Genomic DNA, 20,851 nt, shown 5'->3' with positions numbered 1-20,851 from the left:
TTCTACAAGGCATTCCAAAAAGAGAGGTGAAACATAATGGGTGTTATCGCATATAACGAAGAAGATGTAAAGTTATTAGCTAGACTGATGCGTGCTGAAGCCGAAGGAGAAGGCCAACAAGGGATGTTAATGGTTGGAAACGTTGGCGTAAATCGTGTCCGCGGAAATTGTTTAGATTTTAAAAAAATACGTAATTTACGTCAAATGGTGTATCAAAATCCTGGTGGTTTTGAGGCAACTCAAAAAGGGTATTTTTATCAACGAGCGAGAGAACAAGATATCGCATTGGCAAGACGGACTATTCAAGGACAACGTTTTTGGCCCGCTAACTTTGCCTTATGGTTCTTTAGACCTGAAGGTCCTTGCCCGCCAACTTGGTATGACCAGCAAAATTCTGGTCGCTTTAAAAAGCACTGCTTCTTCCAACCATCTGGTGGAGATTGTCCAGGCGTATATTAAGGAATGAAAATGAGGAGGGATTTTTGAATGGCACAGCAACAAAACCCGTACTACGGAACAGGTTTTTATCAACCATCTGGAACTTATGTACAACCGCAACAAATGACCCCACAACAACAGCAACAACAGCAACAACAGCAAGCAATGCAACAACAAGCTGCTCAAGCTCAACTTGCAGTTTCTCAAGGGATGTTACCACTAGAGCAATCGTATATCGAAAATATCCTTCGTTTAAACAAAGGTAAGCCAGCTACAGTTGTAATGACTTATGAACGTGGTAGTTCGCTTGGTACACAATCTTATACAGGGATTATCGAGGCAGCTGGCCGTGATCATATCGTTATTAGTGAACCGAAATCTGGAAAGCGTTATTTACTACTAATGATTTACTTAGATTATGTAGAATTCCCAGGAGAAATTACGTATTTACCTAGTCAACAAGCAACTTATGCTCCAAGACCATAAAAAAAAGCTGGCAAATGCCAGCTTTTGTTTTTTTATAACCCTTTTACAACTGCAGTTCCGACTAAAATCCACGCCACAATAAATGCTACACCACCAAGGGGGGTAATTGGGCCAAAGAATTTAATACCTGTTGTACTTAATGCATAAAGACTGCCTGAGAACATAATAATCCCAGCTACCATAAGCCAACCCGCAGTGCTTAAAAGTGATGATTGCATTTTATCCATTAATAGAGCAACTACGAATAAGCCACCTGCATGAAACATTTGATATGTAACGCCCGTCTTCCACACTTCTAACATTTTTGCAGAAATTTTATTTTCTAAACCATGTGCTCCAAAAGCCCCTAATGCAACAGATAGCCCCGCTGCAATACAACCTAGTAAAAAGAAAATTTTCATCTTAATTCCCCTTTTTATTTTTATCATAAGCAATTTTCACATATAATCCAAACGATTTAACCCTTAAAAATCAAATAAAGAATTACCATTTGCACCTTCTTCTTTTATATACACAGGTTCTCCAGAAACTGGCATAACCGGTTGAACTGTTGTTATAGGCTGAGATCCGATTATTTGTGATTGAACTTGTGGTTCTCTATACGTAGAAGGCTCAACTTGTTCATCTAATAATAAATCACATAATGCACGCACAACTAATAAATGCTCTTTTGATTTTTGTCCTTCACTACTTTTTGCCTTTGCAATTTCACTCGCCATTTTATTTAAAACCTTATCGCTAGATACTTGCATTCCTTGTCACCTCTTACTTTGTAGTTCTTTCTCAAATTGCCCCAGTTTCTCCACTGAGCCAAATACTATTATCATATCATGTTCTTGCAGTTTTTCCTGCCCCGTTGGATTATGGATAATATCCCCATCTCTTAAAATCGCTAAAATTGTTACATCAAATTGATTTCTCACATTACTCTCTAATAACGATTTACTAACTAAGATAGAATCTTTTCCAACTTGAATTTCTTCAATTACAAATGATTGCTCTATTCCATACAATACTGTATCAATATAATGAACTGTTAACGGATTCGCAATACCCTTCGCTATATGAATCCCTGCCATACTAGATGGATTAATAACCTTATTTGCACCAGCGCGCCGTAATTTCTCTTCTGTTTCTGGCTTTTCAGCTCTTGCTACAATTTTAATTGTATCATTAAGCCCTCTTGCCGTTAATGTAATAAATACATTTTCAGCATCGTTTGCTACGATAGCAACTAGACCAGCCGCCTTTGAGATTCCGGCATTATGTAACACTTGATCTTCAGTTGCATCCCCATGTACATATAAAAGCTTTTCCTGTTCGAATATACTTTCATCTTTTTCCACAACTACAAATGGGATTTTCTTTTCCTGTAATTCATGTACAACTTGAAGCCCTACTCTTCCGCAACCACATACTATAATATGCTTTTGTAACTGTGCTATTTGTTTATCCATCTTCTTCCTCCGCACTGCATGAAATAAGTTACCCTCAATGATCATAGCTGCTACTACCCCCATTGCATACGTAACGATACCGACGCCAACAGGTATAATAAGGAGCGCAAAAAATTTCCCCGCCTTTGTTACAGGCACTACATCACCATATCCAACAGTTAATACAGTAATCATCGTCATCCAAAATGCTTGGAACAAGCTAATCTCTTCAATTGTCATAAATCCTAGCGTTCCTAGAATTACAACAAAAGTCATACATATAACTGCTATCCATAATTGCTTCCGTGCATTCATATTATGTTTCAACTCTTTTCTCTATCTACAATCTTTGCCAGAGGAAATGAAATACGTATATACTAGAAACGGAATCTATGAAAGAGGTTGATATAATGAAGCTATTTCTTTCTGCCTTACAATGGGCACTATTTATTTTAGCTGGAAGTCTTATTGTACCAATTAGTGTCGCAACTAGTTACGGTCTCGATGGTGCTGAAGCTATCGCATTTGTACAAAGAACATTATTTGTTCTCGGTTTTGCCGGCCTACTGCAAGCTATATTTGGTCATAAACTTCCTATTCAAGAAGGTCCTGCAGGCCTTTGGTGGGGAATTTTCTCCCTTTATGCAAGCTTAGGTGTCGTATTATTTGGATCAAGTAATGAAACACTTAAGGTCCTTCAGTACGCTTTCCTATTAAGTGGCATCATTTGTATTATTCTTAGTGTTTTTGGACTTATTGATAAACTGGTTCGTTACTTTACACCGACAGTAATTGGAACATATTTATTCCTTCTTGTCGCACAACTTAGTGGCTCCTTCTTAAAAGGCATGTTTGGCCTTGATGGACAACATACAGAAGTACAGCCAAAGGTATTTATTCTTTCACTCATTGTTATTTTACTATCTTTTTTCATTATGAAGCTACCTATTATTGGACAATATTCCGTTCTTTTCAGCATCGTCTGCGGCTGGATATTATTCGCGTGCTTCGGATTATCTAATCCAGTAACACCTGTGACAGATATAATTCGTCTTCCATCTCTATTTGTTTTCGGAATGCCTCGCATTGAATGGAACATGGCAATTACGGTAGTTTTCGTCACACTATTACTTCTAACAAATATGTTAGCAAGCATTCGCGTTGTACAAAAGGTTGTGTCTAAGTATGAAAAAGATGCAGCTCCAGATCGCTTCAAACAAGCTGGCATTATAACAGGAATAAATCAATTGCTAGGCGGTCTATTTTCAGCCATTGGTCCTGTTGCCATTTCTGGATCAGCGGGATTTATCGCAACGACAAATATTTATAAGCGCCTTCCATTTATGTTAGGGTCAAGCTTTATCATTCTTGTTAGTATATTCCCAAAGATTACTTCATTCTTTGCAGCAATCCCCGTTGCAGTTGGGTATGCTGCGATTTACCCTGTATTTGCAAGCATGATTGGTCTCGCTTTTCGCGAATATGACACTGTGCAAAATAAAGAACAATTATTTAAAGTAGCAGGTCTTTCAATCTTTACAGGAATCGGAGTTATGTTCGTTCCAGCCGGAGCATTTTCTACGCTGCCACCATTTTTAGCATCATTTTTAAGTAACGGTCTCGTTCTTGGATCTGTAATGGCAATCTTGCTAGAAATACTATTTTCTCGTTCGCACGAAAAACAACTATCGTAAATTGGAAAACTTCCATTATTGCACTCTGCCTTTAGAGTTGTTACGATAATGATAAATTGTCATGGGCAACACGCTCATGATAATTTATACTAACAATGCAGAACTTCTCCTAATTTCATATAAAGAGGTTCGATGTCTTACTATATATTCCCCACTATCTTCATAAAAATTTATTTCTATTCCAACAAAGAAAGGAATTTTCTATATGACTTATAAAATGATTGTTTTAGATTTAGATGATACTTTATTACGCGATGACCATACAATTTCGCCTCGTACGAAAGAGGCTTTAATGACAGCACAAGAGCAAGGGGTTAAAGTTGTACTTGCTTCTGGGCGCCCAACGTTTGGTATGCGCAATGTTGCAAAAGAACTTCTTTTAGAAGAATACGGTAGCTTCATTCTATCTTTTAACGGTGCAAAAATTATTAACTGTAAAACAAATGAAGAAATCTTCAGTAGCACGCTATCTCCTGAAATCGTTCACAACCTATTTGAAATTAGTAAAACTGAAGATGTATGGATTCATACTTATATTGGCGATGATATCGTAACGGAAGAAAATAATTCGTATACTGAAATTGAAGGCGATATTACTGGTATGCCAATTGTTGTAGTAGATGATTTTAAAGCTGCTGTTAAAGAGCCTGTAGTAAAAGTATTAATGAATAAAGAAGCTGAACGCCTTGTCGAAGTAGAAAAGAAACTACAAAAACAACTAGAAGGTCAATTAAGCGTTATGCGCTCTAAACCATTCTTCTTAGAATTCACTGAATATGGTGTTACAAAAGGAACGAGCTTAAACCAATTAATCCAAAAACTTGGTATTAAACGCGAAGAAGTTATCGCAATGGGTGATAGCTATAACGATCAGGCAATGATTGAATTCGCTGGTCTTGGCGTTGCAATGGGCAATGCACCAGATGATATTAAAGAAATTGCAAACTACGTAACAGATACAAATATGAACGATGGCGTTGCAAAAGTTGTAGAGAAGTTCGTACTAAAAAGAGAAGTACTTGTTTAATATTTTCACTCATAAAACCTATTTGAAGTCAAATACTTCAAATAGGTTTTTATTTAAATTACATTGCTTTTGTGACTATATTTTGAACTTTGCACTATTCTCGTAGTGTAAAGTTTCTTTTTGTATATAATGGAACAAAATAGACTATTTTATTTTGAAAAAGAATACAAATTTACTATATACAAGCATACGTTAAAGGAGGCTATTTCATGTTATCTACACCAATCGGACGATTAAGAGCAATCGGCTTAGTTGAGGGGATTTCTTTCCTATTACTATTATTTGTAGCAATGCCATTAAAATATTTTGCAGGGTTTGCAACAGCTGTTAAAATTACAGGTATGGCTCATGGCGTTTTATTCATACTATTCATCTTTGCGGTAATTCAAGTAACAATCGTACACCGTAAAACAATTTTATGGGCACTTGGTGCACTTGTTGCATCAGTTATCCCATTTGGTACTTTTGTACTAGATGCAAAACTAAAAAATGAACAGTAATAGTAAAAAGGTAGTTAACAATTGTTAGCTACCTTTTTTGCGTTTATATATTCGGAATTTGCCAATCGATTTCTTTTTCATCCATTTTAGATAAAATCTCATTTACTTTAGAGTACGGCTTACTTCCAAAGAAACCTCGTCTTGCTGATAATGGGCTTGGATGTACGGACTCGATAATATAGTGATTCGTATTCGTAATTAATTTTTTCTTCGCCTGAGCATGGCGTCCCCATAATATGAAAATAACTGGCTTTTCACGTTCATTTAATAGCTCAATTACGCGATCTGTGAAATGCTCCCATCCTTTTCCTTTATGAGAATTTGCTTCAGCTTGACGAACCGTCAATACCGCGTTTAATAATAAGACTCCTTGCTCCGCCCATTTTACTAAATAACCGTTATTCGGAATTTCATAACCATATTCATCTCGAAGTTCTTTATACATATTTAGCAATGACGGTGGCGTTTTAATGCCAGGTTGTACAGAAAAGCTTAAACCATGCGCTTGATTCGGTCCATGATATGGGTCTTGTCCTAAAATAACGACCTTTGTATTTTCATAACTTGTATACTGAAGAGCGTTAAAGATATCTTCTTTCTTTGGATAAATCACATGCTCCTCATACTCTTCTTTTAAAAAATTAGCTAAAGCTTGATAGTATTCTTTCTCAAATTCTGACCTCAGTAATGGTCCCCAATCATTCTGCAAAATGTTTTCCATGCCTTCACTTCCTATCCAATTAATTCACCATATCCTGCCTTGTAAATACTACAAATGAAATGATAAGAGATACTACTGCCCAAACCGTTAAATTCATTAAAGAAAATCCCATTGATAATCCTTGTAATGCAGGCAGTTTTCCTGATAAATAATCCGTTAACGATAAATTGACACTAAAAATGTATTTCGCACCTTCCCAAGACGTTGCGAATGAACTTAAAATGCCGCCTGCGATTAACGCAGCTAACATAACGCCCATACCAGCTGGTGTATTTCGAATTAAAACAGAAACCATAAATGATATAGTTCCAACCACAATGGCAACAAACCAAGCTAATCCGTACGCCATTAAAATGTATTGCCACTGCGGAATAAGATGGACAAAGTTCGTATTCAATGTTTCCTTATCGATAACAAATCCAGTTAAAACAGGTAAGTTCCATCCAGAGTATCCAAATACAAGCCCTGATAATGCGTAAGCAAACACACCGACAAGAAGCAATATGAGCGAAATGAAAAATAACATCGTCACATATTTACTAAGGAGTATTTTCCAGCGCCGAATTGGCCTCGTCAGAAGCATTTTCATCGTACCATCGCTTCGTTCTCCTGAAACAATATCAATGGCGACAATCATAACGAGCAATGGAATAAATAACGTTATTCCTTGTTCAATAAATGCCCTCACAAATGTTGGTGCCCCTGGCGCAGTCGGATTAATATCATGATCTAAATAATATTGTTGCTGTTCCACTCTTACTTTTAACCAATCACGCCATTCTTCTGGCAATCTAGAATTGTTCAAGCGGTTTTGTGAATCAACAATTTGTTGTTGCAATGATACTTTCCAATCGGTCGTACCAAGCCTTTTTTGCGTTGTTTCTATTTCACGATACTGAGCATACACAAAAAGCGGAATCAAGATTGCTAAAATAAGCATAACAACAACAATCCGTTTCTTACGATAAATCTTTTCTGATTCATTTAAAACTAGATTTGCAAATTCACGCATGTTGCTCACCCCTTGTGAGTTCAATAAATAAATCTTCTAGCGTAAATACAAGCTCTTTGACGCTATGTACATCTATCTCGTTTTCTACAAAGTTCTTATTCCAAATATTAACAGACGCAACATCCATACGACATAGTAAACGCTCATCTTCTATAATAACTTCCTCTACCTCTTCGGCAGCGTCTAACATGTCTTTTGCTTTGGAAATCGGTGTAACGACCCATTCCACACGATCACTCGCTGTTTTGATCAACTCTTCAATAGGTGCAACTGTTATCATTTTTCCTTTATGAATAATAGCAACACGGTCGCATATCATTTGCACTTCACTTAATAAGTGACTCGAAATAAATACACTCATATTTTCTTCTTTTACAAGCTTATGTATAAATTCCCTAAGTTCTCTAATCCCAGCTGGATCTAAACCATTTGTCGGTTCATCTAATATGAGCAATTTCGGGTTTCCAAGCAGCGCCTGTGCAATTCCGAGGCGCTGCTTCATACCAAGGGAATATGTTTTTACCTTATCGTGAATACGCTCATCTAAATGAACCATTTTTGCAATTTCAATAATACGTTCATCTGATATATCACCAAGCATGCGCGCAAATTGCTTTAAGTTTTCCCATCCTGTTAAATATGTATAAAGCTCTGGGTTTTCAACGATACTTCCAATTTGACGCATCGCTTCTCTGAAATTTTCCTTAATAGAATAACCACCAATAGAAATAGTACCTTCTGTCGCTTTAATCAGTCCGACTAACATTCGAATTGTTGTCGTTTTCCCGGCTCCGTTCGGTCCTAAAAAGCCAAACACTTCTCCTTGCTTTACATCAAATGAAATGTCTTCTACAAGTGTCTTCTTTCCAATTACCTTCTTCACGTCTCGTACGGAAAGTATCATCGTCATTTTATCCCTCCTTGTTCTAGTTTTAGTTTACTTACGACGTTTTGGACTAATCGCTCTGCCATATATGTGTAGCCTACTTCATTCGGATGAAAATGATCGGAGTATAATAAATCTTTTCCGCGATTTTGGAATAAATCAAATGTCGGTGTGATATATACATTTTTATCATTTAATGCTAACTTCTCTAAAGAAGCATTCCAATCAACAACAATATTTGATGAACCTCTTAAATCTTCCACATCCTCAAAAGGATTGTATAAACCTAGCCAAAAAATAGGGCTATCTGTATTTAATTTACGAATTTCTTCTATAATTTTCTTTGCTTCATTTTGAAACGTTTCCGTATCAGGACGATACGTTTCTAAATCTATCTTTCCGAGCGATTCCCATCCTGGGAACAAATCATTTCCTCCAATTGTTAAAACAATTACATCTGCTTGCTTAATTGAATACTGAGCACCGCTACCCTCTAATTGTTTTAATAAATCCGGCATTTTTGCGCCACTAACTGCCAAATTGGTTAGTGCAACTTTTTGTTTATAATCTTTTTGTAAATCCTGTTTCATTCGTCCAATATAGCCAATTCCTTCTTTATCACCAACGCCTCGCGTTAACGAATCACCTAGACTAACTATTTGTAACGTTCCCGTTTTCTTTTTCTCTTTTGCCACTACGTCAGTCTTTGTAATTAATTTGGAAGCTTTCGGATTTAATACATCATTCACACCCGAAACAAAACCATATGCAAATAAACAGAAAGACGCAATTGTAATGAGTAGAATTACTTTTACTAATTTTGATCTCATATCAAAACCCCTTTTAGCCCCTATAGATTGTCCATAATTATACCAAACGAATTTTCGAAAAGCGATTTTCACACCTTCTCTATTATGTCGTTTCCCTATTTACCAAATTTGGTAATAACTCTACATGTTTCACATCTATTTCCTCATCATTAATCTTTTCATATAATAATTCAAATGCCTTTATACCAACATTTTTACTCGAATGCGAAATCGTCGTAATACCTAATATATCTGCTACCTCTTGATCATCACATCCGATAATCGTAATATCCTCTGGGATACGAATTCCTTGTTTTTTCGCCTCCGTTACCATTCCTGCAGCAATATGATTACAAGATACAAGAAACGCCGTCGGTTTTACAGACATACTAGCCCATTCCCTGACTACATTGCGCCCATCTTCCACCGTAAAACAGCCTTTAAACTTCCAGGCATCTAACGGTGTTATAACAATCTGTTGAAGTGAATCCTCATACGCCTTTTTTCGCCTTTGGCTATTAATACTATTACTTCTTCCAATGCAATATCCGATACGTGTATGACCAGCATCTATTAAGCTTTTCATCCCGCGCAAAAATACTTTGTAGTAATCAATATGTACACTCGAAATGAAATTCGAATCTATTTCTTCACACATCACAATTGGACCAAACTTCGTATACTCTTCAAGTTTTTCCTTACTATTTGTCCGTGAACATATAATTACTCCATCAAGCTTTTTCATTTTTAACATCTGTAAAATTTCAAGCTCTTTTTCTTCGCTATAATTTGTCTGGCAAAGCATCATATTATAATTATTCTTTGCGGTTTCCTTTGATATTCCCCCAATAATGGCACTGTAATATTGATCATTTACGTGCGGCAATAAAACGCCAATTACATTCGTTTTTCCTTTCACTAAATGAATAGCATTCACATTTTGCGTATAATTTAATTCTTCTATAATCGCTAAAATTTCTTTTCGTTTCTGTTCATTCACGTACGGATGATTATTGAGTACACGTGAAACAGTTGAAACCGATACCCCAGCAAGTTCAGCAATCTTTCTTATATTCGTCATCTCATTTTCCCCTTCTCACAAAAATTCTCCCTTGACCTGGTAAGCTTTCCACAATATATCCTTTCCTAGCAAATACATTTTGAAAGGATATACAACTATGCTTCGATTCAAATTAGAATATATATTTTTCATTGGCGGTTTACTCATTCTCGCCATCGGTATTAATATGATGACGACAATTACTTCCTTTGGACTTAGCCCTTATGATTCCTTCTTTATTGCACTATATCAAAATTTTGGGATAAGTATTGGTTTTTGGATTTTTATGATTAACTTTGTTTTTACCCTAATCGTACTCTTTTGGGACAAAAAACAAATTACAATCGGCACAATTGTCACAATGATTCTTATTTCTCTTTTTGTTGATTGGGTTGGTTCTATTACGACTATTATGGACGCTATCCGCTCTCTTCCAAAATATATAACACTTATTTGCGGAAATCTATTCGTCGGAGCTGGAATTGGTCTTTACGTCTCTACTAACCTTTGCGCAGCACCTCAAGAGGCTTTCGTTTTAACTGTTGCTGAGAAAAAGAAATGGACATTTAGAAGAACAGAAATTTCATTAGCTTTTTTATTTTTAACATTAAGCTTCTTATTAGATGGGCCAATCTATTTTGGAACAATTATCTTATCCTTTACAACAGGTTGGATTATTCAAGCATTTATTCAAGTTGGTACGCAGATTTTAAATAGAAAAAACCCTATTAAGCAAGCCGCTTAATAGGGTTTTCGTTTTATTAGAAGAGATACTACTTAGCATCTCCTTCAATTCGATAGTTTGCTTTCACACAATCTATTTCTTCATACGATTGCAATGTATGTAGAATGTACTCATAATCCGCAAGAGAAGCACGATGCGTTACAATTACGATTTCTGCTTTCCCTTTCTCTTCAAGTGGCATTTGAATAATCTTTTCAAAACTAACACCGCGCTCAGAGAACAAGGATGTAATTTTTGCAAACACACCAATTTCGTCTTTCACATGAAGTCTTAAAAACTTTTTCACAACAATTTCATCTGGCTCTTTTAGTACCTTTTGATATTGCGGGACTACCGCACTATTTCCGTTTACACCAAGCCTAATATTTTGCATTACAGCAACTAGGTCAGAAACAACAGCTGTCGCTGTCGGTAAACTTCCTGCTCCCGGTCCATAAAACATCGTTTCTCCTACCGCTTCACCATACACATAGACAGCATTATATTCATTTTGCACTGCCGCAAGAGGGTGTGCATTTGGAAGTAAAGTTGGCTCAACTGTAACCTCTAATTTCTCGCCATCTCGCTTTGCGAGACCAATTAATTTAATTGTATAGCCTAAGCTCTTACTATATTCAATATCTTCTGCTGTAATAGAAGTAATTCCTTTTACCTTCACATCTCCAAGCTCTACATTTGTAGAGAAACCGAGAGTAGCCAAAATCGTCATTTTTCTTGCTGCATCTAAACCTTCTACGTCTGATGTTGGATCTGCTTCTGCAAATCCAAGCTGCTGAGCTTCTTTTAACACGTCGTTATATGCTCTCCCTTCGTCTGACATTTTCGTCAAAATAAAATTTGTCGTCCCATTTACAATTCCCATTACTTTCGTAATAAGATCTGAGGAAAGTCCTTCTACGATGCTCCGTAAAATTGGAATCCCTCCAGCTACACTTGCTTCGTAAAATAAATCAGCCTTATTATCCTTTGCTACTGCTAATAGTTCCGCTCCGTGTAACGCCATTAAATCTTTATTTGCAGTCACAACGTGCTTCCCGCTTTGTAAAGCTTGTAAAATATATGCTTTTGCATCATCAATGCCACCCATCACTTCGATGACAACATCAATATTTGAATTATCTAAAATTTCATTTGCATTTTGTGTTAATAGAGTAGAAGGCACGTCTACTTCTCTCTCTTTCTCAATGTTTTGCACCAATACTTTCGTTACTTTCACTGGACAACCTACTTGGTGTATAAGTCGTTCTTGATGATCTGTAATAATACGAACTACACCACTACCAACTGTCCCAAGACCTAATAACCCCACTTGAATTTCTTTCATAATACTGTCCACCCCTTAAAAATTGTGTTTAGATGCCATTATATAGACAAAAAATCTGAAAAACAATGTATTTTGAATATTAAGAAAAATACAGGTTGATCTTTACAAATAAAACGCTACCACGTGTTATACAATCATTTACAATATATAAGGGGTTTCTTGATACACGTAATAATTCAGCCAATTAGAGAATAATAAATTCCCATGACTCCTCCACCTAACAAGCGGCTTCTCATTTGGATTATTATGTTTAAAATAATTTTTTGGCACATCAATATTTAACCCTTTTTGGCAGTCCCGTTCGTATTCTTTCTTTAACGTATCACAACTGTATTCACTATGTCCGAGTGCGAAAACTTGCCTTCCCTCTTGCCCAATAACAAGATGAACACCCGCTTCTTCAGAACTGGCTAATAACGTTAATTCTTTCACTTTTTCAATATCGCTCTCTCGTACTTCTGTATGACGAGAATGCGGAGCAAAAAACACTTCATCAAACCCTTGTAACAATTTCACATGTTGCTCGCGAACCTCATGTTCAAATACACCAAACATTTTTTCCGCAAGAGGGTACTTCGGCACACCATAGTGATAATACAAACCTGCTTGTGCCCCCCAGCAAATATGAAGCGTAGATGTTACATTCGTTTTTGAATACTCCATAATACGTCCAAGTTCTTCCCAATAATCTACTTCTTCAAAAGAAAGAGTTTCAACTGGTGCTCCTGTAATAATGAGTCCATCAAATTTTTCATTCTCAATATCACGGAATGTTTTATAGAAGCTCGTTAAATGGTCCTGCGCTACATTGCGAGACAGATGCGATTCCATATGAAGTAAATGCACATCTAATTGCAACGGTGTATTTCCAATTAAACGAAGTAATTGCGCCTCTGTTTCTTGTTTTGTAGGCATTAAATTTAATATAGCAATTTTCAAAGCACGTATATCTTGTGTTACTGCTCGCTCCTTCGTCATTACAAAAATATTTTCCTTCTGCAATACTTTGCGAGCTGGTAAATCTTTATCAATTATGATCGGCATGTTGTTTGCCTCCGACTAGCGCCGCTTCTAAATCTGCAATAATATCAGAAACATCTTCTATACCGACCGATAAACGGATTAAATCAGATGTAACACCAGCTAAACGCTGATTTTCTGTGCTTAATTGTCTGTGCGTCGTACTAGCAGGATGGATTACACAAGTTCTTGCGTCAGCTACATGCGTTACAAGAGTTGCAAGCTTTACATTTGCGATAAATTCTTTTGCTGCTTCTAATCCGCCCTTAATACCAAATGTTAAAACTCCACTAGCACCTTTTTTCAAATACTTTTGTGCTAACGAGTAATTTTCATTACTATCTAACCCTGGATAATTCACCCATTCAATGCGATCATGATTAGCAAGCCACTTAGCAACTTCGAGAGCATTTTCACTATGACGCTCCATTCGTAAATGCAATGTTTCAAGGCCAATGTTGCTAATATATGCATTGAATGGGCTCATACAGTTTCCGTAGTCTCTTAATAACTGAACGCGTGCTTTCACAATATACGCTGCTGCTCCAAAATTTTGAACATAGCTTACGCCGTGATAACTCGGATCCGGTTCGACAAGCTCAGGGTATTTTCCATTTGTCCAATCGAAGTTCCCTCCATCTATTACAATGCCGCCTAGAGAACTTGCATGGCCATCAATATATTTCGTTGTAGAATGGACAATGATATTTGCCCCATGTTCAAACGCCTGGCATAAATAAGGCGTCGCTAATGTATTATCAACGATAAAAGGTACTTCTAATTCTTTTGCTGCCGTTGAAAGTTCTTTGAAATTCAAAACGTTCATTGCTGGATTTCCTAATGACTCTGCATAAACGAGTTTTGTCTTATCATTAGCAAGTGCCACAATTTCATCTGCCGTTAAATTAGGATTAAAGAACGTAACATCGATACCAAGCTTACGCAAACTCACTCCAAATAAATTAAACGTTCCTCCGTAAACAGTTGAAGAACAAAGTAAATGGTCTCCACTACTGCAAATATTTAAAACCGCAAGCATAATAGCTGCCTGCCCAGAAGCTGTTGCAACAGCCCCTACACCGCCTTCTAAATCTGATAACTTCTGCTCAAATGCAGCTAGAGTAGGATTTCCAATACGCGTATATATATATCCTTCTGCCTCTAAATTAAATAGTGCTGCTAAATCATCTGACGTATCGTATTTATACGTTGTACTTTGATAAAGTGGCAAAACACGCGGCTCACCATTTTTTGGCGTATAGCCACCTTGCACACAAATCGTTCCTTTCCCCCATGATTCTCCCATCTCTCATTCTCCTTTCTTTTATGCAAAATAAAAAACTGCTCCTTCCCTGAAAACAAGAAAGGAGCAGTTTGAAAACACGCTCTAAGGTTCTTTCTTATCTCTCAGGATTATTACCTGCAGGATTTGGCACAATTCCGTTATACGGCTGTTGCCAAGGTTTCATCGGGCCTGTCCCTCCACCTTTTCTTGATAAGACTATGCAATTACCGTTGATTTTATAGCAATAATTTCCTGATGTCAAATAGTTTTTCTGAATGTTCTAAATTAAATGAGAGGAATTTAATTTAAACAACAAAAGAAATATATTCCATATTCATTTGAAAAAGACCTTTTAAAAACTCCGATCAATATATAGAATTAAATAAGTGGTTTAACCGCGTTTGTTTCAAATTTTCATGAGATTTCAATATATTGAATAAGCCAAACCCTCAAAAAGATACTATATATATTCCATTCATTTCACACTAGCATTTTTAATCCTTTCTACATGAAAACTTACATAACGGAGGTACAACATGACAAATAAAAAGGACATGCACTATATACTCGTCCTATATGGCATTCTTTTAGGCTCTATAGTAGGAGCTACAGTCTGGTTATTTTTAGTTACAATAAATATCGGAATTCACTTTATTTGGGGATACTTACCTACTATTTTCTCTTCTCCGCCTTATTACACCATTTGTGTAACAATCATCGGTGGTATCCTCGTTGGTTTAACACAAAAATACTTCGGTACATATCCACGTCTTATGCCCGAAGTGATGGCTGAATATAAAAAAACAGGTAGAATCGAATACAGTTTTGTACATAAAGCTACTTTAACTGCGATTATCGTTTTAATATTTGGAGCTAGTTTAGGCCCAGAAGCAGCACTTGTTGGAATTATCGGTGGACTTTGTACATGGGTAGGAGATCGCTTTAATTTTGCTTTAAAGGGAATGAATGAACTAACAGAGGTTGGAATTGGTGCTACTTTAAGTGTAATTTTTAATGCACCATTATTCGGTTACTTAGCTCCGAATGAAAATGAGGGTGAGCAAATTAATGAATTTTCGAAAGGAAAAAAAGCAATTGTATATTTAGCTACCACTTTTGCCGGTTTTTCCGTTTACTTATTGCTTAGTAAACTCGATAATCGTGGATCCTTTATTGTTGATTTTGGGGAAGGGTCTCTTGCTCTTAATGAATGGATCGCCTTTCTACCACTTGCTAGCATTGGTGTTATAGTTGGTTTCTTTTATTTCAAATTAGAATTCGCATTAGAGAAATTAATCCATCCCTTCAGGGAATACAAGGTATCACTTGGAATTATAGGCGGTATTTTATTAGGAGTTACAGGAACTTTTCTCCCGTATACGTTATTTTCAGGGGAACATCAATTAAAAGATTTAGTCGTTGAATGGAGCCATTTGTCCTTCTGGGTACTACTTCTTTCAGGGGTTTTAAAATTATGTATTACTGCCGTTTGTTTAAATACGGGTTGGCGCGGCGGACATATTTTCCCAATTATATTTGCTGGATCAAGTATCGGATATGCTATAGCTTCTATTATCCCTATAGATCCAATAGCTTCTGTAGCCATCGTCACGACAGCTATTTCAAGCTATGCATTAAAAAAACCAATAGCTATAACATTACTATTGCTCATGTTTTTCCCGCTCAATTTATTATTACCGATGCTTGGAGCTGCGGCAATTGGTAATGCTTTTCCGCTTCCTAAACATAACGAAGCTACAAATTAATAAAAATAGGCAGTAGGGACAAAAGTTCCACTGCCTATTTTTGTTACACATGCCGCTTCAATAGAGCGTATAAATCTTCAAAACTATGCACTTCATATGTTGGCACAATCTCGCTATCATTTGATTTCTTTTCTGGATTAAACCAACAAGTATCAATTCCCGCTACATATCCACCTTTAATATCGGCGCTTAATGAATCCCCAATAATAAGCCCTTCTTCAGAAGCAAAGTTAGGAATCCTTTCAAAAGCATAATCAAAATACTCTTTCATCGGCTTTTGAAAACCTGTATCTTCAGAAACAAAAATACCTTTAAACAATGAATGTAACCCTGCATTACGTAAACGTTTATCCTGCGTCTTAGAAATACCGTTTGTCACTATATATAAATCATACTCACTTTGAATTTGATTTATAAATTCAAACGCACCTTGCATTAGTTGGTTTCCTTCTTCTAAGTAGCTACGATAATTATTTTCGAATAATATCCCATCTACTTCTTCCCCGTACTCTTTAAACAAAATGGAAAATCGTGTATTTACAATTTCATTTCGCGTTATTTCACCTTTTTCAAAAGAACCCCAAAGGCCTTTATTTATTTTTTTATAACGCTCCTCTATTTCATCGGTTAAAAGAAGCCCCTTCTCTTCAAAAAGCATCCGTAAAGCGATTTTCTCAGCCGTTTGAAAATCTAGTAATGTATCATCTACATCAAATAGCAATGTTTTATATTTTTTCATAAACCCCTCACACTCTCTTTTCTACAAAAACAAATTTACATAAATCGTATCATTCTTCCTTGTAAAAATAATAGGAGATATCTCATACTAAATATGAGGTGAAAATATGAAAGTCAGCAAAAATAACGAAGAAATTTCTCATTACATGCAAACTTACAACCTCCACACTCTTTTTTCTTTTGATGTCTTACCGTATGCTGAGCTACATTCCTTTCAAAAGAAAGAAAAGATATGTACTGAAGGGGTTGATTTCCCTTATCTTTATTATTTAATTTCTGGGAAAGCAAAAATATATATGAGTCACAAAAACGGAAAGGTTTCATTAATTAACTTTATTCAAGCACCTTCGTTCATTGGAGAATTAGGATTAATTGGTGTAGAATCCTTTACTAAAGCAGTTGAGGTAATCGATGATTGTATTTGCTTAGCACTTCCTCTTAAAAATTGTCAGCATCTTTTATTGCAAGATGCTACCTTTTTACAGAAACTATGCAAATTCATTGGCGAAAAAACAATTGTCCGAACAGAAAGTTATGCAAAAAACAATAGTTATCCGTTCGAAAATCGATTAGCGGCGTTTATTCTATTAACAGAACAAAATAATTGCTATACCGAAAAACATACCGAAGCCTCAGAATACTTAAACGTCAGTTATCGTCATCTTTTATATGTATTAAACCAGTTTTGCCAGCAAAATTATTTAAAAAAAGAAGGCCGAACATATTATATACAAGATCGAAATCAATTAGAAAAACTTGCTGATGAGCTAAAAATATAAAGAAACAGCATTAACGTTTAAGCGTTAATGCTGTTTCTTTGAGTGACGATTATATTTTTAATTAAAATTTACTTGCTACTTTAGCCGCTTCTTCAAGACCTGCTGTAATGATTTCTTCTGCTTTATCTGGGAATTGGTTATGTCCTTCGATAACTACTGTTTTCATGTTTGTTGCGCCGAAGAAGCCCATCATGCTTGCTACGTATTTAACAGCCATTTCCATTTCAGCTGCTGGTCCTTCAGAATATACGCCGCCGCGTGCATTTAATAACGCAATCTTCTTATCTCCAATAAGCCCAACTGGACCCTCTGGTGTATATTTAAACGTTTTACCAGCACGGTTTAAATAATCAATATACGTGTGTAATACGGCTGGAATCGTTAAGTTCCATAATGGGAAACCGAAAACTACTTTATCAGCTTCTAGAAATTGATTTAAATACTTATCAGCAACTGCTACCACTTTTGCTTCTTCTTCTGTTAAATCAAATCCTCTACCTGCTTTGAATGTACCATTAATCATATCTACGCCTACATATGGTAATTCTTCTTTATATAAATCAAGTTCTACTACTGTATCATTTGGATGTGCTTCTTTATAGTTTGCTAAAAATGCCTCGTATAATCTCACACTTACTGCTTGTTCCGCTGGGCGGTTGTTTGCTTTTACAAATAAAACTGTTGCCATGATTCTTTTCCTCCTACTACTCACTCTTATGTTGTTATATATTACTTACGAAAAAAGGGTACTCCCTTGTAATTGTTGTTGCTTACAAATACATTTTATCTTTATATCAAGACAATTTCGTCCTCACATAGACGTATTTTTCCATAAAAAAAGTCCACCTTCTAAAGGCGAACTAGGTCTTACGACTTTCGTCTTATACAATTCCATTTTTCACCGCATATAATGCTGCTTGTGTGCGATCGGATAAATGTAACTTACTCAAAATACTACTCATATGAGCTTTTACCGTTTTTTCTGTAATAACTAAAACAGAAGCAATTTCTTTATTACTCATCCCTTTCGCCAATAGCTGCAGTACTTCATTTTCTCTCGCTGTTAACACATCCACTTGAACTGAAGGTTCTTCTTCTTTCTCTTCCTGTGGTAATGTTTGAGAAAGAAGGGCATTTGCTATATCTGGATGTAGTTGAATATTACCTTTATACGCGCTTCGAATAGCTTCAACAAGCTGATCTGGTTCTATATCTTTTAAAATATAACCACTCGCCCCAGCTTTTAGTGCCGGCAATACATGAGCTTGGTCAGAAAAACTAGTTAATACAATTACTTTCACGTTTGGATATTCTTTTTTAATACAAGCTGTTGCCTCAATTCCATCCATCTCAGGCATATATAAATCCATTAATACGACATCTGGACTTGTTTCGCCTACTTTCACCAACGCTTCTTTCCCATTGTTTGCTTCCCCAACTAATTCAAAATCTTCCTGTGTGCTTAGAAAAAATGCCAATCCTTTTAAAACAACTGTATGATCATCAACTAACAATACTTTTATTTTCACAAACTTCCCTCATTTTCACATCATAATGGTACATTTACTTTTACACTCGTTCGTTTCTTGCTACTTACAATTTTAATTGTTCCACCAACTAATTCTACTCTTTCACGCATCGTAGTCATACCAAGTGATTTCTTCTCTTTTATATCCTTTTCTACAAACCCATTTCCTTGATCGACTATTTCTAATGATACATTTTTCTCCGTCACTTTGAAATAAATCGTCGCTTCTCTTACATTCGCATGCTTACTTACGTTATTTAAAGCTTCTTGTCCAATTCGCCATAGCGCTTCTTCTACTACACGCGGCAAATCACGCACACCTGTAACTTGCTCCCGAATTTTCAATCCTAAACTTTCACCATACTGCTTTAAAGCTGGTAATAACCCTTTCTCTAATCCAGCCGGACGGAGCTGCCAAATTAATGTCCTCATTTCTTTTAAGGCACCTTGTGCTAATTCACGCATCTCATACAAAGAATGATCTACCTTTTCATTTTGACCCTTTAAGACAGCTTCAGCACCTTTCGTCATAAACGTTAATGAAAACAACTTTTGTGAAACAGAATCATGTAAATCTCTAGCTAAACGATTACGCTCTTCCATTCGTACAAGTTCGCGGCGTTTTTCATTTAATCTTAAGTTCTCTATCATTAATGAAATATGATTTGCTAACGCTTGTACTACATCTATCGTATTTATATCAAATTCTCCATTATTAGAACTTACACTTAATACTCCAAATATATGATCTTGAATATGTATCGGAATAGCGATAACTGCCCTATTGGGATGCTCTATATTACCAACCTGACGCTTCAACAAGACAGACTCTTCTTTTTCCAACGCTTCCTGTGCTGCCGATTTCAAATCCTCTTGTAGTTCATCTGTCTTATATGCGGCCCTTACGACAAGTTCATTTTCTTCTCTACTAAAGAATACGACTTGCTCCCATAGAAACAAGCTCCCTATTTGCTTTACAATCTCCTCAGGCAATGCATTAAATTTATGAATTGTCCTTAAAGCTTGAATAAAACGTTCTAACTTTACATAATAATGAGCTCTTCTCTTTTCATTTTCATATAATTTCGTACGCTTTAACGCTGTTCCAATTTGAAAGGCAACTGATTGTAATAGTACTAATTCTTCTTCAGAAAAATGCGTTTTACCTGGGCTAGCCACATTTAATACGCCGAATTCATCTTCTCCCGCTTTTAGCGGTACTGTCGCATGATGCACAATTCCTTCTGTATCTCCCCAGTTATATTCAATCGCATTATTAATTCTCTTACATTCAATAATATTAACCGCTCGCTCTAGTTTTCCTTCCACAAAGCGATGTAAGCACCAACAATTCCCCTCACACATCGGTCGTTTATTTTCGAATCTCAATCCCTCTGGTAATTGGTAATCAATTAATTTTGTATACCTACCATTTTTATCCGCAAGGAAAATCCACCCTGTCGTTAAACCAGTTACATTCAATAGCTTTTCCAACACAGCTTGAAGGACATGATATGTATCATTTGAGGTGTTCAACGTTTCTGCAATCTCTTTTAATATAACTAATTCATTTGTACGATTCTCTTGAAACATAATT

At 36.1% G+C, this 20,851-nt stretch carries 23 protein-coding genes and 1 riboswitch; of the genes, 8 read left to right on the top strand and 15 right to left on the bottom strand.

Translation table 11 applies throughout. The features are described from left to right. The first annotated feature begins 36 nt into the window (after positions 1–36). Both cwlJ and gerQ read left to right on the top strand, forming a co-directional pair. A complete protein-coding gene (cwlJ, locus tag QCI75_RS00555; protein WP_000538158.1) occupies positions 37–459 on the top strand; it encodes a cell wall hydrolase CwlJ in 423 nt (140 codons plus the stop codon). Positions 460–486: 27 nt separating this feature from the next. Further along, complete coding sequence (gene gerQ, locus QCI75_RS00550; protein ID WP_002159730.1) at positions 487–924, top strand: spore coat protein GerQ; 438 nt, start codon at positions 487–489, stop codon at positions 922–924. Positions 925–956: 32 nt separating this feature from the next. On the opposite strand, the gene QCI75_RS00545 is transcribed toward gerQ, so the two are convergent. From QCI75_RS00545 to QCI75_RS00535, 3 genes are all read right to left on the bottom strand, one after another. Further along, entirely contained in the window at positions 957–1,325 is a 369-nt protein-coding gene (locus QCI75_RS00545; protein WP_002016371.1) for a DUF423 domain-containing protein, read from the bottom strand. Positions 1,326–1,388: 63 nt separating this feature from the next. Continuing rightward, positions 1,389–1,676, bottom strand: a complete 288-nt coding sequence (locus QCI75_RS00540) for a YwdI family protein (protein ID WP_001198367.1) — start codon at positions 1,674–1,676, stop codon at positions 1,389–1,391. Between the two features lie 6 nt (positions 1,677–1,682). Beyond that, positions 1,683–2,675, bottom strand: coding sequence for a potassium channel family protein (locus QCI75_RS00535; RefSeq protein WP_353759820.1), 993 nt, complete (start codon positions 2,673–2,675; stop codon positions 1,683–1,685). Between the two features lie 95 nt (positions 2,676–2,770). On the opposite strand from QCI75_RS00535, the gene QCI75_RS00530 reads away from it, so the two are divergent. The 3 genes from QCI75_RS00530 (at position 2,771) to QCI75_RS00520 (ending at position 5,581) form a co-directional block, all read left to right on the top strand. Beyond that, entirely contained in the window at positions 2,771–4,054 is a 1,284-nt protein-coding gene (locus QCI75_RS00530; RefSeq protein WP_144507320.1) for a purine/pyrimidine permease, read from the top strand. A 205-nt stretch (positions 4,055–4,259) separates the two neighbouring features. After that, positions 4,260–5,081, top strand: a complete 822-nt coding sequence (locus QCI75_RS00525) for a Cof-type HAD-IIB family hydrolase (protein WP_353759819.1) — start codon at positions 4,260–4,262, stop codon at positions 5,079–5,081. Positions 5,082–5,290: 209 nt separating this feature from the next. Beyond that, entirely contained in the window at positions 5,291–5,581 is a 291-nt protein-coding gene (locus QCI75_RS00520) for a DUF3817 domain-containing protein (RefSeq protein ID WP_098775416.1), read from the top strand. A 43-nt stretch (positions 5,582–5,624) separates the two neighbouring features. Here the strand turns inward: QCI75_RS00520 and QCI75_RS00515 are convergent, their stop codons facing one another. The 5 genes from QCI75_RS00515 to QCI75_RS00495 are packed head-to-tail and all read right to left on the bottom strand — an operon-like array spanning position 5,625 to position 10,090. After that, a complete protein-coding gene (locus QCI75_RS00515; protein WP_353759818.1) occupies positions 5,625–6,302 on the bottom strand; it encodes a uracil-DNA glycosylase in 678 nt (225 codons plus the stop codon). Positions 6,303–6,321: 19 nt separating this feature from the next. Next, the gene (locus tag QCI75_RS00510; RefSeq protein WP_078180857.1) at positions 6,322–7,314 is read right to left on the bottom strand and encodes an ABC transporter permease; all 993 of its coding nucleotides are present in this window, start codon (positions 7,312–7,314) and stop codon (positions 6,322–6,324) included. Continuing rightward, positions 7,307–8,224 carry an ABC transporter ATP-binding protein gene (locus QCI75_RS00505; RefSeq protein ID WP_353759817.1) on the bottom strand — a complete coding sequence of 306 codons (918 nt, stop codon included), beginning with the start codon at positions 8,222–8,224 and terminating at the stop codon, positions 7,307–7,309. Before QCI75_RS00505 ends, QCI75_RS00510 begins: the two co-directional genes overlap by 8 nt. Further along, entirely contained in the window at positions 8,221–9,102 is an 882-nt protein-coding gene (locus QCI75_RS00500) for an SGNH/GDSL hydrolase family protein (RefSeq protein ID WP_144507324.1), read from the bottom strand. Before QCI75_RS00500 ends, QCI75_RS00505 begins: the two co-directional genes overlap by 4 nt. 10 nt (positions 9,103–9,112) lie before the next feature. Beyond that, positions 9,113–10,090, bottom strand: coding sequence for a LacI family DNA-binding transcriptional regulator (locus QCI75_RS00495; RefSeq protein WP_353759816.1), 978 nt, complete (start codon positions 10,088–10,090; stop codon positions 9,113–9,115). 97 nt (positions 10,091–10,187) lie between these two features. Here QCI75_RS00495 and QCI75_RS00490 point away from each other — a divergent pair, with 97 nt between their 5' ends. Further along, positions 10,188–10,814, top strand: a complete 627-nt coding sequence (locus QCI75_RS00490; RefSeq protein WP_002159723.1) for a YczE/YyaS/YitT family protein — start codon at positions 10,188–10,190, stop codon at positions 10,812–10,814. A gap of 28 nt (positions 10,815–10,842) precedes the next feature. Here QCI75_RS00490 and QCI75_RS00485 read toward each other — a convergent pair whose 3' ends face one another. The 3 genes from QCI75_RS00485 to QCI75_RS00475 form a co-directional block, all read right to left on the bottom strand. Next, positions 10,843–12,138 carry a homoserine dehydrogenase gene (locus QCI75_RS00485; protein ID WP_353759815.1) on the bottom strand — a complete coding sequence of 432 codons (1,296 nt, stop codon included), beginning with the start codon at positions 12,136–12,138 and terminating at the stop codon, positions 10,843–10,845. Between the two features lie 138 nt (positions 12,139–12,276). Beyond that, complete coding sequence (gene metA / locus QCI75_RS00480; RefSeq protein WP_144507328.1) at positions 12,277–13,182, bottom strand: homoserine O-acetyltransferase MetA; 906 nt, start codon at positions 13,180–13,182, stop codon at positions 12,277–12,279. After that, positions 13,166–14,464 (bottom strand): bifunctional O-acetylhomoserine aminocarboxypropyltransferase/cysteine synthase, encoded by a 1,299-nt coding sequence (locus QCI75_RS00475; protein WP_144507329.1) that lies wholly within the window; start codon positions 14,462–14,464, stop codon positions 13,166–13,168. The genes metA and QCI75_RS00475 overlap by 17 nt, the downstream gene beginning before the upstream one ends. 91 nt (positions 14,465–14,555) lie before the next feature. Next, positions 14,556–14,660, bottom strand: a riboswitch (SAM riboswitch). Positions 14,661–14,979: 319 nt separating this feature from the next. Between QCI75_RS00475 and QCI75_RS00470 the strand changes: the two genes are divergently transcribed. Further along, on the top strand, positions 14,980–16,209 hold the full coding sequence (locus tag QCI75_RS00470) for a chloride channel protein (protein ID WP_353759814.1): 1,230 nt from the start codon (positions 14,980–14,982) through the stop codon (positions 16,207–16,209). A 43-nt stretch (positions 16,210–16,252) separates the two neighbouring features. Here QCI75_RS00470 and QCI75_RS00465 read toward each other — a convergent pair whose 3' ends face one another. Next, the gene (locus QCI75_RS00465) at positions 16,253–16,948 is read right to left on the bottom strand and encodes a YjjG family noncanonical pyrimidine nucleotidase (protein ID WP_144507331.1); all 696 of its coding nucleotides are present in this window, start codon (positions 16,946–16,948) and stop codon (positions 16,253–16,255) included. Positions 16,949–17,054: 106 nt separating this feature from the next. Here QCI75_RS00465 and QCI75_RS00460 point away from each other — a divergent pair, with 106 nt between their 5' ends. Beyond that, positions 17,055–17,726: a transcriptional regulator YeiL gene (locus tag QCI75_RS00460; RefSeq protein WP_353759813.1), complete on the top strand. Its 672-nt coding sequence runs from the start codon at positions 17,055–17,057 to the stop codon at positions 17,724–17,726. A 61-nt stretch (positions 17,727–17,787) separates the two neighbouring features. Here QCI75_RS00460 and QCI75_RS00455 read toward each other — a convergent pair whose 3' ends face one another. The 3 genes from QCI75_RS00455 to QCI75_RS00445 form a co-directional block, all read right to left on the bottom strand. Continuing rightward, positions 17,788–18,414, bottom strand: a complete 627-nt coding sequence (locus QCI75_RS00455) for an FMN-dependent NADH-azoreductase (protein ID WP_144507333.1) — start codon at positions 18,412–18,414, stop codon at positions 17,788–17,790. Positions 18,415–18,607: 193 nt separating this feature from the next. After that, a complete protein-coding gene (locus tag QCI75_RS00450) occupies positions 18,608–19,255 on the bottom strand; it encodes a response regulator (protein WP_002016393.1) in 648 nt (215 codons plus the stop codon). 20 nt (positions 19,256–19,275) lie between these two features. Further along, positions 19,276–20,847, bottom strand: coding sequence for a GAF domain-containing sensor histidine kinase (locus QCI75_RS00445; RefSeq protein ID WP_353759812.1), 1,572 nt, complete (start codon positions 20,845–20,847; stop codon positions 19,276–19,278). Positions 20,848–20,851: the final 4 nt, after the last annotated feature.

This window comes from Bacillus cereus group sp. RP43, assembly GCF_040459645.1.
GTDB lineage: Bacteria > Bacillota > Bacilli > Bacillales > Bacillaceae_G > Bacillus_A > Bacillus_A mycoides_C.
Note: the sequence above shows the minus strand (reverse complement) of the source record. Positions and strands in the feature narration are given on the sequence as shown.